The organism is Periweissella fabalis (assembly GCF_012396505.1).
Lineage (GTDB): Bacteria > Bacillota > Bacilli > Lactobacillales > Lactobacillaceae > Periweissella > Periweissella fabalis.
Genome location: NZ_JAAXPN010000004.1, coordinates 21967 through 40225, shown reverse-complemented (window position 1 = coordinate 40225; position 18259 = coordinate 21967). Strand labels below are relative to the sequence as shown.

The following is an 18259-nucleotide window of genomic DNA, read 5'->3' as shown; positions in this document are numbered from 1 at the left end:
CAAGGTATTGGATCGCTTTTTGATTAAAAGGTAACCATTTGTATAAGACTTGGAGGAAAATATGGCCTTAGAATTTTTATATGGTGAAGCTCAATATGATCATCGACAAGCACTTTTAGAAACTATTAAACAGCGTATAACCACCCAAGCTAATCTACAAGCATTTTACTTGGTACCTAACCATATTAAGTTTGATGCTGAAGTTGACGTGTTGACACGCTATGGAAAATTAAAGCATGATGATATACAAGTAATTGCTGAAAGCCAACTGCAAGTTTTTTCAATTTCACGCTTAGTTTGGTATTTTATGGCTAATACCGCAGTATATCAACGTGAACGAATCAGTAGTACTGGTCTATTTATGCTAATACGACAAGCATTAACAACCGCAGCTGATGAATTAATTTTGTTTCAAAGATTAGGTCAAAAGCCGGGCTTTATTGATCAACTCGCTAATCAAATTAGTGAGTTACGCTTGTCACAAATTACAGCTCAAGATATGGCAGAATTATTACCAGCTACAAGTGCCGACTATGAATTAAATGCCAAAATGCATGATTTAACAATTATTATGAGTTTGGTAGAACAGCAAGTCGCTAATAAAATAATTACGAATACTGATTTATTAAATACTTTTGCAGATTGGTTAGCAACGGCTAATCTTAGTGGGATGCAATTTTATTTCGAAGGGTTTTCTTCATTTACTATCCCCGAGCGGCGGGTGTTAGAAATGTTGATTTTAAAAGCAGATGTCAGCATAGCGTTAGTAACTGATAATCTGACAATTAATCCAACTGGTGATTTATTTAAACGTACTAAAACATTAATACAAGAATTGACGAGTTTTGCCAAGTTACACGGGATTGATGTCACTAAACAATTGGTTAATCAGCATCGTTGCTTGAATGCTGGTATCAAAGCATATGAACGTATCTGGATTGATAGCCATAAGACTGGCCAATTAGTATATGGTACTCAAGCCGAAAAGCAAGCTGCTCAACAAGCAATCAAGGTATTTGCTGCCGATTCGCTGCAAACTGAGGTTGAACAATTTGCCCGATTGATTCGACAAAAAGTACAAGCAGATACAAGTTATCGTTATCGTGATTTTCTAATTGTTGCTCGTGATTTAAACCAATATCAAACTATGATTGCACCAATCTTTAAAAGATATGATATTCCCATTTTTACTGATTTGGATTTTGCAATGACTAACCATCCATTGGTTGAATTTATTCGTTCATTATTGGCATTATCAGTGACTAATGATTTTCAATATTATTCATTAATGCGATTATTAAAAACCCAATTATTACGGCCGACTTCGATGAACGAAGAGCAATTTCGGCAAGCCTTAGATGTGACAGAAAATTATATCCTTGCTTTTAATCCACGGCGCTCAGAATGGATGAGTAATGAAGATTGGGTATATACAAAATCAAGTGGCAGTGAAGATGATTGGCAACTGATTTCAGCAGATGCTGAAATTAATCAAAAAATTAATAGTATTCGGACATTTGTTACAGGTGCTCTAACTGATATTCGGCAAGCTTTAGGTAAGGTTCAAACTAATCAAGAGGCGGTTACTACGTTATACAATTGGCTAGAAGAATATGGTGTTTTAAATGTTCTAAAGGAATGGCGGCAAAATGCCTTAAATAATCAAGATTTAATTCAAGCTAAGCAACCGGAAGAAGTATGGCAAATGTTAATTCAAACATTTGATGAAATTGTTGAATTAATGGGGAATCAGTCATTTGAAATTAAGGCGTTTACAGATATGTTAGGCGCTGGTTTTAGTGGCGCTAAATTTGCAGGTATTCCAGCGGCAATTGATAAAGTTCAAATTTCAGAAATGGGAATTACACAAAATGATAACTATCGAGTTGTTATGGTTCTAGGTGGGACCCGACTTAACCTACCAGCACAATTGCAAAATCATAGTTTATTGAATGATCAAGATCGAATCGACTTTGAAAAATATCGCACGATACTAGATAAAGAACTTTATTTACGCGATACAAGTCGTGAACAAATGGCAGCAGAACCATTATTAGCATACTTGAGTTGGACTCGTGCTAAAGATAGTTTGATTTTAAGCTATCCAGTTCAAAATACAGATGGTCAAATTCAAAAAATATCACCATATATTGCACGCTTGATTAAAGCTTTTGAATTACCAATTAAATCATTAAGTAGTCAACCTAAGTTGGCCCTTGCTGGAAAAGATTGGTATCAATTTATTGGGACACCACGCTCAACATTGAACCATATTGGAAGTATTAAACGAAAGGCACATAATGAAAAACAGCTTTTACCAAGTAGTTGGCAAGCACTTGAAAATTATATTCGCAAAGTTGAGCCACTCGCAGATAAAATTTTTGCAGCAGTCAATTATACTAATCAAAGTGAGCAATTATTACCAGAAATTGGCCAACAACTATTTGGTGAAACATTAAATGTCTCAATTTCACAACTCGAAAAGTATTATCAAAATCCATTTGCATATTTTTTGGAGTACGGCTTACGGTTAAGGGAGCGGCCTGTTTTTGAATTAAGTGCGGCCGATACTGGCCAATTTTATCATGCAGTATTAGATCAGGTTATGAAAGTCTTAATTGATCAGCATAAAAAACCTGGGCAAGTACCAATTGCTGAACTACAAGGATTGGTTCGTCAAGAATGTGAACAAATTTTGGCAGATCCGGCGTTTAAAATTTTAAAAAGTTCTGCGCGGCTACAATTTATCCAAAGCCAACTAATTAATACTTTAGTCCAAGTTTTTGGTAATTTAGCACACGCTAGTAATTTAGATAATAGCCGACCTTTTGAAACAGAGGTACCATTTGGTTTCCGCCGTGGTGAAAATGATTGGGAGCCCCTTGAATTTATTCTAAATAACGGTCGCAGAATGCGAGTTCGTGGGAAAATTGACCGTATTGATACTGATATTGTACAACAAGATCTATTTGTTAATGTAATTGATTACAAATCTGGTGAGAAGAAATTCAATTATCGAGATGCATATTACGGTTTAGCTTTACAATTATTAACTTACTTAAATGTTGTTAAAGCAAATGCCAATAAATTCAAGCAAAATATTAATTTAGGCGGTGCGTTATTTGCCCATATCGATAATCCAAAAATTAAATTGAATGATCTTGATGGACAAATTGATGATGTTTTATCAGTTGCTAGTCTGGATTTAATTAAGGCTAAACGAACTCTAAGTTTTAAATATAATGGCTTACTGATTAAAGATGAGGATTTTTTGTTATCGCTTGATGATGAAATTCAAGAAGATCGTAAAGCTAAACATTATAATTTCAGCTTTAATACCAAACAACAGTTGAACAAAACGGGTGATTTAATTTTACCAGAGGACTTAGAATTACTTTTAGCCCATAATATCGATAATTTAAAAGCTGCCGGTGAAGCAATTTTAGCTGGTAGATTCCCGATTGAACCAGTTCGTTGGAGTAATCAAAAAACAGCTTTACAGTATTCACCTTATAAGCCGATAATGAGCTTTGATGCATTAATTGATAATAAATATAATCAGCTAAATAGCTTAAAAGCAAGTGATGTTTTGGCTCTTTTAGCAAAAGAACAAGAGGAGCGTGGAAATGCCTGAATTCACATCTAATCAAAAAGCAGCCATTAAGCATGCTGATCATAATATTTTAGTATCAGCATCGGCCGGATCTGGTAAAACAACAGTATTAGTTGAACGAGTTATTCAAAAATTATTAAGTACTGATAATCCGGTTAGTTTAGATCAATTATTAATTGTAACGTTTACAGATGCTGCAGCAAAGGAAATGCGTGATCGAATTGAGGTTGCATTAAAAAAAGGCATAAGTGAAGCTAGTCAAGAACCGATCGACAATGAACGGTTACAAGCATTACAAGAGCAGTTGCTAATTTTACCAACTGCAAACATCTCAACGCTACATGCATTTGCATTACGCTTAATCGAACATTATTATCACGTAATTGATCTAGATCCGCAATTCCGTTTGTTGGCAGACACTGCAGAAGCCGAAATGATGCAAAACGAAGTCTTGACGAGCTTATTTGAAGATTTGTATGCTAACGAAGAATATTTTCCAGAATTAGTACAGTTATTTGGGAAAAAAGGTGACGAGGGCATAACGGAAGCGGTACTACGCTTGTATAATTTTGCTAATGCACGTGCGGATATGGATGCGTGGCTTGATAATTTAGCACAACGCTATGTTATTACTGATAGCTATACACAATCAGCTTTTTACCAAAAGCAATTACGGCCATTAATCTTACCACGACTTGAACGAGCAAAAGCTAGTTTACAAGCTGCTTTTGCCGAAGTTGATGCATATAGTGACGACAAAAGTGCTAAAAAGCGTGCCGAGTTTATTGCTGGTGAAATCATCCAAGTTAATGACTTACAAATCAAATTCAATGATCCCACAAGTACTTGGGATGAATTACGTCAGATGTTTAATGCTCTTGAGTGGCGAGCCATTGCAGGGCGTAGTTCCAAAGATACTGATGAGTTAGTCAAAGTAGCCTTGGAGCGAGCTAAAAATTATCGTGAACAGGCTAAAGAACAACTACAGGCGCTTAAAGACAGTTATTTCTTATTAGATGAAACAAGTCTGTTGGCGGTTACTAACAAAGTAGCTAAGGCAACTGATCATTTAGTTACTATTGTTAAAGCTTTCAATACACAATTTAGTGCGTTTAAGCGTCAAAAACAAGTTCTTGATTTTAGTGATCTTGAACATTTTGCATTACAAATTCTACAAGATGAAGCAACTGCTAAAACACTCCAAGCTCGTTATCGTGAGATTATGGTTGATGAATACCAAGATATTAATCCACTACAAGAGACATTATTAACGAGTTTAAGTAATGGAAAAAATATGTTCATGGTGGGGGATGTTAAGCAATCAATTTATGGTTTTCGCTTAGCTGATCCAAGTTTATTCATGGCCAAGTATCAAGCATATAAACCTTGGAAAGATGAAAATCAACCGGCCCCAATAAATGAACGAATTATTTTACCTGAAAATTTCCGTTCCCATAAGAATGTTACTAATTTTACTAATATGATTTTTACTCAGATTATGAATCAGACACTTGGTGATTTGGATTATGATGGCAGTGCTAAATTAGTGTATCAAGCTAAAATTTATGAAGAAGTTCCGCCGGTTGCAGAATTACTAATCTATCTAGATCAAGACGAAGAAGGTCAAGCTAAAACAGTACCTTCTTCTGATGATTTTGATACTAATGATACGCCTGAAGAATTAAATAATGATAAGACTAGTGCACAACTTTTGATTATGGCTGAAAAAATTAAAAATTTAGTTTTAAACGGTGGTCAGCGATTTGATAAAGAGTCACAACAAATGGTTAATGTCCATTGGGGAGATATTGCTATTTTGGAGCCAACACGCAAAATGAATTTAAAATTGGTGGAAATTTTTAAAGCAGCTGATATCCCAGTGGTAGTTAATGATGCTGATAATTACTTTCAAACTGTTGAAATCAATATTATGTTGAGTCTATTACAAATCATTGATAATCCTAATCAAGATATTCCTTTGGCAGCTGTTCTACGTTCACCAATTGTTGGCCTTGGTGAAAATGATTTGGCCCGATTACGTACTCAGGATATGCAAGGTAATTTTTATGTTGCAGTTACCAAGTTTATGCAAGCATATGCTGATAGCACAAATATTATTACTGATCCAGCAATGGCTGCGATTTATGAAAAATTAGCACCTTTTTTTGCTCAATTCAAAGTTTGGCGGCAATTAGCCACCCAAAATCAATTAGTGGACTTAATTTGGCGTATTTATGAAGAAACTGGTTATTTTGAATATGTTGGTGGGATGCCATCAGGAATTCAAAGACAAGCTAATTTACATGCGTTATATGAGCGGGCTAAGACGTTTGAAACAAGTAGCTATATTGGCCTATTTAGTTTTATTCAGTATATCGAGCAATTACGTAAAAATGAGAAAGATTTGGCATCAGCAGCTGTTGATACTAGCGAAAACGCTGTTCAAGTAATGACTATCCACGCATCTAAAGGGCGAGAGTTCCCAATTGTTTTCCTTCTTGACGCAACGCATCAGTTTAATGTGTTAGACTTAAATAAAGGACTATTGATTGATGATCAAGCTGGGGTTGCCTTGCCATATTTGGAGCCAACTCAACGATTACAAATTGATTTACCACAACAAGCATATATTAAAGATTTAGCCAAGCGACGGGCTTGGGCTGAAGAATTACGAGTGCTTTACGTAGCGCTTACACGAGCTGAACAACAGTTATATTTAGTAGGTGCCTATAATAGTAATAAGCAACTACAAAGTCGATGGGGGGGGAGTAATCATCAAGAAACAATGTTTATTGATGATTTAACTCGTTTAGGCGTAAATAATTTTATGGATTTGGTGGGCTTGGCCTTATTAAGGCATCCTAATTTCCCTCAAGAATTATTTACTGACATAGAAATAAAAAGTCTTCCTGCACTCAAAGATGATCATAGTCAATTTATAGTCCACACATATGATCGGTCACAAGTGTTAGCATTAACTACTAGTCAAGTTGGTACTGAAAGTATTACCACACAAACACAAGCTCTTGAAATAGATGTTGATGACGCACAAAAGGTTGCTAAAGCTCAAGCAATTATGGCATATCAATATCCACATCAAATAGCCACACAAACAACTGCTTATCAAAGTGTTAGTGAAGTTAAACGATTATTTGAAGATCCAGATAATTTAGACACAATGCAGATTAAGTTGACAGCCGATGGTTTTGCCAAAGCTAATCGATTTGTTGATGAAAATTTTGCAAAGCCCAAATTTCTGGAGCATGCTACAAAACCAAGTAGTTTGGCAGTTGGTTCAGCAACGCACTTGGTATTACAAGCTCTTGATTTACAGCAAGTAGTTGATAAAACCGCCATTTTAGCATGTATTAATCATCTGGTAACTCAAGGTGCAATACTTGAAGAAGTGGCAAAGCAGATTAATACTCAAGCATTGGTGCAGTTGTTTACCACACCATTTGGTAAATTATTAATACACCAAGCAAATACAGTAAAACGTGAACAACCGTTTAGTATGTTAATGTACGCACATGAATTATATCAAGGATATACAGGAGGTGAGGAACGGGTATTGATTCACGGTATTATGGATGGATATGTTCTGACAGAAGCTAATGAAGTGATATTGTTTGATTACAAAACGGATTTTGTTCCTAAAGGACAAGTCGATGTTTTAATCGAACGCTATCAGGGGCAACTCAATCTATATGCAGTTGCTCTTGCAAAGATAATGAAACGACCAGTAGATAAGAAATACATCGTCTCATTAGCACTTGGGCAGGTCATTGAAGTGCCATAAATGAAATCTATTTTCAGTTGTTACAGATAAGTATAATGCTCAATTTTTGATTAAATAAGAGAGAAAAAGTAGCTGCTATACACATCAATAACTTGAATTGGAGGATATAAACATGGCTTTAAAAGGACATAAAGTAGTTGTAATTGGAGATGGTGCCGTTGGTTCAGCCTATGCATTCGCAATGGTCCAACAACAATTAGCTGAAGAGTTGGTAATTATCGATGTTTTCAAAGAGAAAACAGAAGGTGATGCTTTGGATTTAGAAGATGCGACTGTTTTTACAGCTCCCAAAAATATTTATAGTGGTGATTATTCAGATGCCCATGATGCTGAATTAGTAATAATTACAGCTGGTGCACCACAAAAGCCAGGTGAAACAAGGCTACAATTAGTCGATAAAAATTTAAAAATTATGAAGTCAATTATTGAACCCCTAATGGCTTCAGGATTTAATGGAATTATCGTTGTGGCTGCTAACCCTGTTGATATTATGACATATGCTGCTCAAAATTTTCGGGCTTATCAAAGGACCGTGTTTTTGGTTCAGGAACATCTCTTGATACCTCAAGGCTACGAGTAGCACTCGGTAAACAATTTAATGTTGATCCACGCTCGGTTAATGCTTACATCTTAGGTGAACATGGAGATTCTGAGTTTGCTAATTATGATGAGGCTGATATTGGTGGCCGGCCACTAAAATTATTTGCTAATGAGGATAATTTATCGACTGAAGACCTTGAACAAATTTTATATCAAACAGCCCATAAGGCTTACGAGATTATCAATCGTAAAGGGGCTACTTATTATGGTATTGCAACTTCACTTGCACGGATTAGTAGGGCCATATTACGCGACGAACATGCAGTGTTACCAGTTGGAGCTTATTTAAATGGCCAGTATGGTTTAAATGATATCTATATTGGGACACCAGCAGTGATTGGTGCCCAAGGGATCATTAAGGTAATTGAAGTACCGTTGTCAGATGTTGAATATGAACGGATGCAGGCCTCAGCTAAGACACTAAAAAATATTACTAAAGATGCCTTTACAAAGCTATAAATTATTAATTCAAAATTTATAGCCTATAACAATAAAATTAATTCAAATCTTTGGATTAATGAGTTAGAATAAACTTATCCAAAAGAATTCTATTGCAAAGCGTACGTTGTAGGCTTCTTCGGATTATTTACACAAATAAAAAGCCCTAGACTTGAGCAATCTAGGGCTTTTTGTGTAATCTAAAGATTGAAACTTAGCTTACGCTGACATCAATGATTTCAACGTCCATGCTTGCACCATTTGGAAGTGGCACACTAACCTTATCACCAATTTTATGGCCATCAAGTGCCTTAGCGATTGGTGATTCATTTGAAATCTTACCACTTAAAGGATCAGCTTCAACCGCACCAACGATTGAATAAGTTTCAGGTTCTTCATCTGGAAGTTCCTTGAAAGTTACATTCTTACCAATTGAAACTTCATCAGATGCAATGGCATCGCTATCAATGATAACGGAGTATTGCAACATATTTTGAAGGGTCTTAATACGACCTTCAACAAAGGCTTGTTCATCCTTTGCTGATTGGTATTCTGAGTTTTCGGATAAATCACCGAATGAACGAGCAATTTGAATCCGTTTGGTAATCTCACCACGTTTATTGGTAATCATATCATTTAATTCTGCTTCAAGCTTTTCCTTACCATCAAGGGTCATTGGAAATTGTTTATCTTCAGCCATGAGTTTCACGTCCTTTTCTAAATATAGCAAGATTAATGTAGCATGCAAACGATGTCATGACAAGCCCCTTTTATGGTTTTAGCCTAAATTAGGTGATAATTAAACTAATTCAAAGCCTTTATAGCAAGTGCTAGATTAACTATTTTTCTAAAAATAAGATTGTGCTATACTGACATGAGAGAGATTGCAGGATATGTTAATGAAAGTAGGCCGAATAGATGCAATTGACGATTACAGATCAGGCAAGCAAGTGGTTTCGAAACGAAATGGATTTGGCACCAGGAAATGGGGTCCGTTTCTATGGTAAAACTTATGGGGCAACCAATGTCCATAAAGGTTTTTCAGTCGCAATGTTGCGAGATGATTATCCTAATAAGCCCGTTATTTTAGTTGAAAAAGATGGTATTAATTATTACGTTAATGAACGTGATGAATGGTTATTTAATGATTATCATCTCACTGTAAATGTTAATGATGATGAAATTGGGCCAGAGTATAACTTTAGTTAATAATATGATGTAATCAACAAAAAACATGATGAATCAATGGGGATAATTAAATGAATTTAGATGAATATTTAGCAATGCAAGCAGAAATTAATCCAAATTATGAAGCTGAACTCAAATTGGTTCAAGAAAAGCATGCAATTTACACAGAGGCTACTAAACGACCTCGAGCACGTAAGCGTTTATTAATTAAGCTTTTAGATGCTGAGATTGTACGAGAAACAAAAAAATAAACTGGCCACGATTTATTAGGCGTAAATGGAGGAATTAGATGGTTTTTGCAGCAGCAGATGATCGATACGAAAAGCTCCCATACCGGCGAGTTGCAGACACGGGGATGATTTTACCAACATTGTCATTTGGATTATGGCGTAATTTAGGCGATGAAAAACCGCTAAGTAATTCACGTGAAGTAATTTTGAAAGCATTTGATAATGGAATTTTTTCATTTGATAATGCTTCTAACTATGGGCCAACTGCAGGAAGTGCAGAAGAAACTTTTGGTGCGGTATTTGAAAAAGACTTAAAACCGTATCGAAATGAGTTAGTAATTACTACTAAAGCTGGTTTTCATATGTGGCCAGGTCCATTTGGCGAATTCACTTCAAAAAAGACAATGGTTCAAGCTCTGGATTTATCATTAAAGCGAATGCATTTGGATTATGTTGATATATTCTATGCACATCGGTTTGATCCAGAAACAAATATCCGTGAAGTTGCTGAAAGTATGGATTTATTAGTGCGACAAGGTAAGGCTTTATATGTGGGTGTTTCAAATTATACAACTGAGCAATTTAATGCCATTGCTGAAATATTTTCAGAACTTGGAACGCCGTTTGTTGGTAATCAAGTGTCTTATAACATGTTAAATCGTGAAATCGAAACTGATGGTTTGTTGGAAGCTGCAGAAAATCATCATGCAGGCGTAATTGCCTATGGCCCATTAGCAGAAGGCTTGTTAACAGATCGCTATCTTAATGGCATTCCTTCAGATATGCCATTACATTGGTCAAATAAGTTAATGCTTGATCAAGTCCCAGAGCAAGTTGTTTCTAAGTTAAATGCTTTAAACGACTTAGCTCATGCACGCGGACAACAATTATCACAGTTAGCACTAGCGTGGCTACTTAAAGATGATCGAGTACCATCTGTGATTATTGGAGCATCAAGTGTGAATCATTTATTAGACAATGTTCGTTTTAGCGATAATATGACATTATCTGATAGTGAAATTAAAATAATTGATGATATTTTATCTGGAAAATAATCGAAAAAGTGGCCCTAGGCTGCTTTTTTGTTTTCTAGCCAGATATAGGAATTAGAGAAAAGGGTTACGACGTGAGTTTAAATAAACAGGAATTATTTGTTAAGTTACTTGAACAAATCAATTTAGCAGACAGGGATCATTCAATTTATCAAGACGCTCGAATTGAAAGTGTGATAGTACATGAAATTTCAGAAACTTGGGAATTTAATTTTGCAACACAAGACTTATGGGCAGTACCAGTGTTAACGCAATTTATTGTTAATTTACAAGCAGCCTTTAGTAAGATTGCCAAAGTCAAATGGAACTTTATTTTAGATAACCCGATACAATCCAATCATGACCTAGTGATGGCATATTGGCCGTTTGTAGCTCAATTTGCGGAATTGTCAGGTGGCATGCAACAGATGATAGTTGATGCAACTACAATTGAGCACGGACAAAAGTTACAACTTAAAGTACAAAATAAAATTGCAGCAAGTTATTTTAAACAAACAGGAATTGCTGCAATTAGTGATGCTTATCGTCGTTTAGGTATTAATAACATAAATTTTGAAGTCTTAGTTGACTTGGAACTAAATGAAGCAACCACGCAACAATTACGTGAAGCACAAATGCAAAAAGAACGTGAAATTGCACAGCAAGCTCAGGCAAAAATGAGCTCAATTGGTGCAAATGGTGACGTCAAATTATCGCTAGGACGTCGAATTGCTGATGATGCAGAAATTACACAAATGATTGATATTAATCAAGAAGAACGTTCAGTAGTGGTTGAAGGATATATCTTTGATTCTGAAGTACGTGTATTAAGATCAGAGCGGCAATTATTATCACTTAAAATAACGGATTATTCAAGCTCGTATTTAGCTAAGAAGTTCTCACGAGATGATGACGACACAAAATTCTTTGATAATATTAAGCCGGGAATGTGGGTTCGAATTCGTGGATCAGTTCAAGAGGATACTTATCAGCATGATTTAGTGATTAATATTTATGATATTCAAGTTGTTGAACATGAAAGTCGTAAAGATACTGCTCCAGAAGGAGATAAACGAGTTGAATTGCATGTACATTCAAATATGTCAGCAATGGACGCAACAAATAATATTGGTGATTTTGTTAAACAAGCTAGCAAGTGGGGCCATCAAGCAATAGCAGTAACAGATACAACTGGAGTACAGGCTTTTCCAGATGCCTTTGCAGCAGCTAAGAAAAACGATATAAAAATGCTATATGGGTTTGAAGGCAATCTCGTTAGTGATGGTGCAGAAATTGGGATTAATCCTAAACATGTTGCACTAGATGATGCAAATACGGAATATGTTATTTTTGACGTTGAAACAACAGGTCTATCAGCGATTTATGATAAGGTAATTGAATTATCAGCTGTAAAGATGATTAAAGGTAATGTTGTTGCAGAGTTTGAAGAATTTATTGATCCTGGTTTCCATTTGTCAGAAACGACAACTAACTTGACATCAATTACTGATTCAATGGTACAAGGCTCAAAAACTGAAGCACAAGTATTTCGTGAATTTCGTGAATTCTACGGAGATGCAATTCTTGTTGGACACAATGTTACATTTGATTTGGGATTTATGAACACGGGTTATGACCGTCACGGTATGGAACCAATTAACAATCCAGTTATTGATACCTTAACGTTAGCACGATTTTTGTATCCAGAATTAAAAGGTTATCGCTTAAATACTTTAGCCAAAAAATTTGGTGTTAATCTTGAGCATCATCACCGGGCCATATTTGACTCGGAAACAACTGGTAAGTTAAACATGTTGTTCTTACAAGATGCTAAAGAAAAATATAATATAACATTTCATGATCAATTAAATGAACATATGACAGATAATGATTCGTGGAAACATGCTCGGCCAAATCACGTTTCAATCTTAGCTAAAACTCAAGCTGGTCTTAAAAATATGTTCAAACTAATTTCAACTTCTAATATCAGTTATTTTTATCGTGTACCACGGATTCCGCATTCATTGTTAAATGAATATCGTGAAGGCCTCCTAATTGGGACAGGAGATAGCACTGGGGAAGTTTTTGAAGCAATTATGCAAAAAGGAATGACCAAAGCTAAGGAGTTAGCACGGTATTATGATTATATTGAAGTGCAGCCTAAAGCAGCGTATGCTCCATTAATTGAAAGTGAATTAATTGCTGATGAAGCTAAATTAGAAGATATTATTTCTAATTTAGTTCAAATCGGACATGAACTTGATATTCCAGTAGTAGCAACTGGGGATGTGCATTATCTTAATCCTGAAGATCGTGTCTATCGTGATGTGATTGTTAAATCTCAAGGTGGTGCTAATCCGCTTAATCGAACAACACTTCCAGATCTGTATTTTAAGACAACCGATGAGCTTTTAAATGAATTTAGTTTCTTAGGGCCAGAGGTCGCACATGAGATTGTGATTGATGCACCAAATGCATTGGCAAATATAATTGAAGATATCAAACCATTAAAAGATAAACTGTATACGCCAAATATGCCTGGTGCTGATGAAGAAATTGAACGGCGAACGTATGCAACGGCATGGGATTTATATGGTAAGCCATTACCAGATGTTGTCCAAAACCAAATTGATAAAGAATTAAAGTCAATTATTTCTAATGGATTTTCAGTTATCTACTTAATTTCGCAACGATTAGTTGCAAAATCTAATAAAGATGGATATTTGGTTGGCTCACGAGGATCTGTTGGTTCATCAGTTGTGGCAACATTTATTGGAATCACGGAAGTTAACCCATTACCACCACATTATCGTTGTACTGAATGTAAACACAGTGAATTCTTTACTAAGGGGGAATATGAATCGGGATTTGACTTACCTGATAAAGATTGTCCAAATTGTCATATTCGAATGGTTGGAGATGGTCAAAATATTCCGTTTGAAACGTTCCTTGGTTTTAAAGGGAATAAAGTACCCGATATTGATTTGAATTTCTCAGGCGATTATCAACCCATTGCACATAACTATACTAAAGTTATGTTTGGAGAGAATAATGTTTTCCGAGCGGGGACGATTGGAACGATTGCTGATAAAACTGCCTTTGGATACGTTAAAGCATACGAACGAGAATCAGAGATAGAGTTACGCTCGGCTGAGGTTGAACGTTTAGCTAAAGGTGCAACAGGGGTTAAGCGAACTACAGGCCAACACCCAGCTGGAATATTAGTTGTGCCTGATTATATGGATATTTATGATTTTACACCTATTCAATTTCCTGCTGATGATGTTAATGCAACGTGGAAGACAACCCATTTTGATTTCCACTCAATTCATGATAATATCCTAAAAATTGATATTTTAGGACATGATGATCCAACGATGATTCGTACGCTCCAAGATATGTCCGGAATTGATCCACATACAATCCCAATGGATGATCCAGGCGTGATGAGTTTATTTTCAGGGACTAGTGCCTTAGGAGTTAGTCCTGATGCGATTTATTCCAAGACAGGGACTTTGGGAATTCCTGAGTTTGGAACACGATTTGTTCGTGGTATGTTAGAACAAACTCATCCAAAAAACTATTCTGAGCTATTACAAATTTCCGGCCTATCGCATGGGACTGATGTATGGCTAGGGAATGCAGATGAATTGATTAAAGATGGTACGGCAACGATTGCTAACGTTATTGGGACCCGTGATAAAATCATGACTGATTTAATCAACTATGGGATGGAATCTGAATCAGCCTTTCAAATTATGGAAAAGGTTCGTAAAGGTAAAGGAATTAGTGATGAATACCAAGCTGAAATGCGTGCAGCTGGGGTACCAGAATGGTACATTGATTCATGTTTGAAAATTAAATATATGTTCCCCCGAGCCCACGCTGCGGCTTATGTTTTAATGGCCTTACGGGTGGCATATTTTAAAGTTTACTTCCCAACGTTGTACTATAGTGCTTATTTCTCAGTGCGAGCAGATAGTTTTGATGTAGTAGCGATGGCCAATGGTAAGGATAGTGTTAAAGCTGCTATTAACGAACTTTACAAAATGGGTAATGATGTTACTGCTAAAGATAAAGAAACATTAACTGTTTTAGAATTAGCTAATGAAGCTTTAGAACGTGGTTTGAAATTTGCTATGGTGGATTTAGAAAAATCAGATGCATTGGATTGGTTGATTGAAGGTAATACATTGATTGCTCCTTTCAATGCTTTGCCAGGGCTGGGTGATAATGTTGCGAAACAAATTATTGCAGCCCGAGCCGATCAGGAATTCATTTCAAAAGAAGATCTAAAATTACGTGGTAAAGTGTCATCGACTTTGATTGAATTTATGACTACCCATCATGTATTAGATGGTTTACCTGATGAAAATCAATTATCATTGTTTGATTTTTAAAATAAAAAGAAGTATTAGAAAAGTCCGACAATTTTGATAAATAAAATAGTAGTAAAAATCCCAGAGAAATTTGTTTCCCTGGGATTTTGTGTATATTGAACTTTTGAAAAACATTTTACAAATTACTACTAAAATTAATTTAGCTATATTCCTTTTTTTAATTACGCTTACGCTTAATTATAGAAAAACTAATTGAGTATATTAGCGCAAAAAAGCTAATTAGACTGCCAATAATTAAAAATGGCGGTGTATATTTAAGTGTAACAGTATGGTGGCCAGTAGTTAATGGTATCGCAATGAACATGTTTGCGACGGTTTTAGTTGCTGTTGGTTGACCGTCGACAATAGCGTGCCATCCTGGGATTTGAGGGATGGTAGTCATTAATAATTGATCTGAATGTGGAATTTCAATATCACCACTAATCTTACGTTGGCTAAAATGAGAAACTTGCCAAGTGTGTGCCTTAAGTTGTTGGGTTTGTGCCTTTAGTAAGGGTGCATTTAATTCATACAAATTAACATCTTGCAACCATAATGTTGATTTCTTTAATGTGAAAACTAAGGTTTGCGGTTGATGTTGGGCCATATTAGTTAAGTTAAGGACAATAGGTGCTTTAAATGCATCATTAGTATGCAAAATACGACCATTCAAAGTGATGCTAACGACATCTGGAGTCAAATTGGGTCCCAATGTTAAGTAATAAGGGTTATTGTCTTGTGGAATAAACGTAGCAGTTAAAGTGGTTGGTTTAACTAGATTTTTAGGCGTTAAGAACGCACCATTAACACTTTGTGGGCGATTTGTATTAGTTGTATTAAAGTTTAAAAATGGTAATTCAGTAAACAACGTTTGATTTGGTTGACCAACTAAATTATTCCAAATAGTTGTTTGATTTACTAATGGATTACCATTTTTTAGATGTGTCTTAAGAGCTGCAGAATTAGCAGCAAAACCTAGTGGTAGTGCATTAGGATTTTTATAAATTGTAACATTTGCAGTTTCTGCATGAAATAAATCGCTAATCAAATCAGGCCGTTGTGTATTTTGCATCCGTGCTGGTGCACCTTGTACGGTTGCAAAGTGTGTTGAAGCGTCTAAAAAATATTTAAAACCGAGTAGATTATCAGTTAAGACAGTACCATTATAATACGTAGCATAATTATCGCCATTAGGATTACCAATTAATCCCATAAAGTCACTAGTCTTTTTTGAAAATGATGAGCTAAATGCTGAACCACCAAAGTAATCTTGCATGAAGGGGTCACCTTTTGTACGTGAATAGGTTTGACCAACTCGGAAAAAATGTTTAGTTGTGTCTGGAAGCGTAGCAAGTGCCTTGTGGGTTGCCTTAACCTCAGTTTGATACTCTGTTTTAGTAAGATAACTAAAGTTATTGAGACACCAAATAGCATTTGTGCTAACCTCGGTGATAGTTAATAATAAAACAAGCCAAGGCCAAATTTTGATACGTGGTGCAAGTAATAATATTAAAGCTAAGAGTGCAAAAGTTGCTCCTACTAATATTTGAGGCCAACTCATAAAATTAGTTTTATTAAATGTAAAGGCGACAATGATAAAAGCACTAGCAAAAAGCCCAGTTAATACGACAAAAGGTTTGAACTTTAAAGGCTCAAAAGAGTTCAAGCTAGTTGCTGATAACCAAAGTAACCAAAATGACCACAAAAAGCTAAAGCGATATGGGTACCAGACAGGAAATTGTAAACCATGCCAAAATAAATCTAATGGTGCTAAGAACATAGAACTAAATAAAAACAGGGTTATCAAGCCAGCAATTAAGCGATTTTGCCAACGAAAATTTCGATTAAGAAAATATAAAATTGCCCCGAAAACACCCACGCTTGCAATAAAGATATTTGGTTGTCCTGTTGGCATTTGGTCAAAATTAAAGCTCCCAACAAACATTTTACTAAAGAAAAATAACGGATTGTATTCAATCCACTTGCCGATAGTAGTTTGATTATATTGGCCTTTACCTTGAGTTAATTGAAAAAAGGTTGGTAATAAGACTACCGCTGCTAAGGCAACACTTAGTAATGAACCATTAACGAAGCGGATGAAAGATTGTCTAATAGTTACCCATTGAAAAGGTTCGCGTGAATTAGTCCAAATCCAGTAGAGGATTAGAAAAAGAGCTACCATGTATGCCATGTAATAATTAATAATTAAACTTAATGTGAACGGTATGACATAATATCGGTATTTACCGGTTGTTAATAATTTTTCAAGACCATAGATGATTAAAGGTAGTAAAATTAAAATATCTAGCCAGAGTAAGTTTAATTGATATGACACCATCCATCCCATTAGGGCGTACATGAGACCAAATGTTGTTGCTAGCCAGCCAGTTTGCCAATGCATCTTGCGAACCACCCATGCCATTGAGAGACTTATTAGACCGTATTTCAATAAGGTTAATATTAAAATTCCAGTAGGAAGAATTTTGGGTGGGAAAAATAATAAAATTAAGTTTAAAGGACTCATTAGATAGTAGGTCCAAATTCCTAACATATCACCACCAAGGGCATTGCTAAAAGAATATAACAAGGTTGCTGGATGGTGTAATATCGTGTTGCGCATCAGGGCAAACATATCTACGTATTGCTGGCCTAGATCAACTGTTAAAATGGTTGAGTTCCCAAAAGGCATCATATGACGAGTTACAAAATAAGAACCCATTATGATAACTGGTAGCCAAAAAGCTAACCATAACGGTAAAGTTTTGACACTGAAATATTTTTTCATGTTCGATTTTAATGTTCCTTTTTTTGTTTTAAGTTAAGATAACTTTACCATAAAAAATTAAAACAACGTATAAGACCATCACTGAATACACTTCAGTATGTTACAATAAATAACGTTAAATGCTATCAGATAGTGATTTGATATCAGGTATAAGAAAAAATAAAATTTAAAAATTGCACAGTATGGTGTGTGATTT

8 protein-coding genes and 1 pseudogene are annotated in these 18259 nt (G+C 35.5%); 7 read left to right on the top strand and 2 right to left on the bottom strand.

The features are described from left to right. Positions 1–61 precede the first annotated feature (61 nt). The 3 genes and pseudogenes from HF964_RS04930 (at position 62) to HF964_RS04920 (ending at position 8471) form a co-directional block, all read left to right on the top strand. Positions 62–3634, top strand: coding sequence for a PD-(D/E)XK nuclease family protein (locus HF964_RS04930; RefSeq protein WP_168721951.1), 3573 nt, complete (start codon positions 62–64; stop codon positions 3632–3634). Beyond that, entirely contained in the window at positions 3627–7412 is a 3786-nt protein-coding gene (gene addA, locus HF964_RS04925; protein ID WP_168721950.1) for a helicase-exonuclease AddAB subunit AddA, read from the top strand. Before HF964_RS04930 ends, addA begins: the two co-directional genes overlap by 8 nt. Positions 7413–7524: 112 nt before the next feature. Further along, a pseudogene (locus tag HF964_RS04920) lies at positions 7525–8471 on the top strand (L-lactate dehydrogenase). Positions 8472–8664: 193 nt separating this feature from the next. Here the strand turns inward: HF964_RS04920 and greA are convergent. Then, a complete protein-coding gene (gene greA, locus HF964_RS04915) occupies positions 8665–9150 on the bottom strand; it encodes a transcription elongation factor GreA (RefSeq protein ID WP_168721949.1) in 486 nt (161 codons plus the stop codon). 218 nt (positions 9151–9368) lie between these two features. Between greA and HF964_RS04910 the strand changes: the two genes are divergently transcribed. From HF964_RS04910 to HF964_RS04895, 4 genes are all read left to right on the top strand, one after another. Next, a complete protein-coding gene (locus HF964_RS04910) occupies positions 9369–9659 on the top strand; it encodes a HesB/YadR/YfhF family protein (RefSeq protein ID WP_168721948.1) in 291 nt (96 codons plus the stop codon). Between the two features lie 50 nt (positions 9660–9709). Next, a complete protein-coding gene (locus tag HF964_RS04905) occupies positions 9710–9889 on the top strand; it encodes a hypothetical protein (RefSeq protein WP_168721947.1) in 180 nt (59 codons plus the stop codon). A gap of 38 nt (positions 9890–9927) precedes the next feature. Further along, positions 9928–10923 carry an aldo/keto reductase gene (locus HF964_RS04900; RefSeq protein WP_168721946.1) on the top strand — a complete coding sequence of 332 codons (996 nt, stop codon included), beginning with the start codon at positions 9928–9930 and terminating at the stop codon, positions 10921–10923. 71 nt (positions 10924–10994) lie between these two features. Further along, positions 10995–15299 carry a PolC-type DNA polymerase III gene (locus HF964_RS04895; protein WP_168721945.1) on the top strand — a complete coding sequence of 1435 codons (4305 nt, stop codon included), beginning with the start codon at positions 10995–10997 and terminating at the stop codon, positions 15297–15299. Between the two features lie 157 nt (positions 15300–15456). Here HF964_RS04895 and HF964_RS04890 read toward each other — a convergent pair whose 3' ends face one another. Continuing rightward, on the bottom strand, positions 15457–18063 hold the full coding sequence (locus tag HF964_RS04890) for a YfhO family protein (RefSeq protein ID WP_168721944.1): 2607 nt from the start codon (positions 18061–18063) through the stop codon (positions 15457–15459). Between the last annotated feature and the right edge of the window lie 196 nt (positions 18064–18259).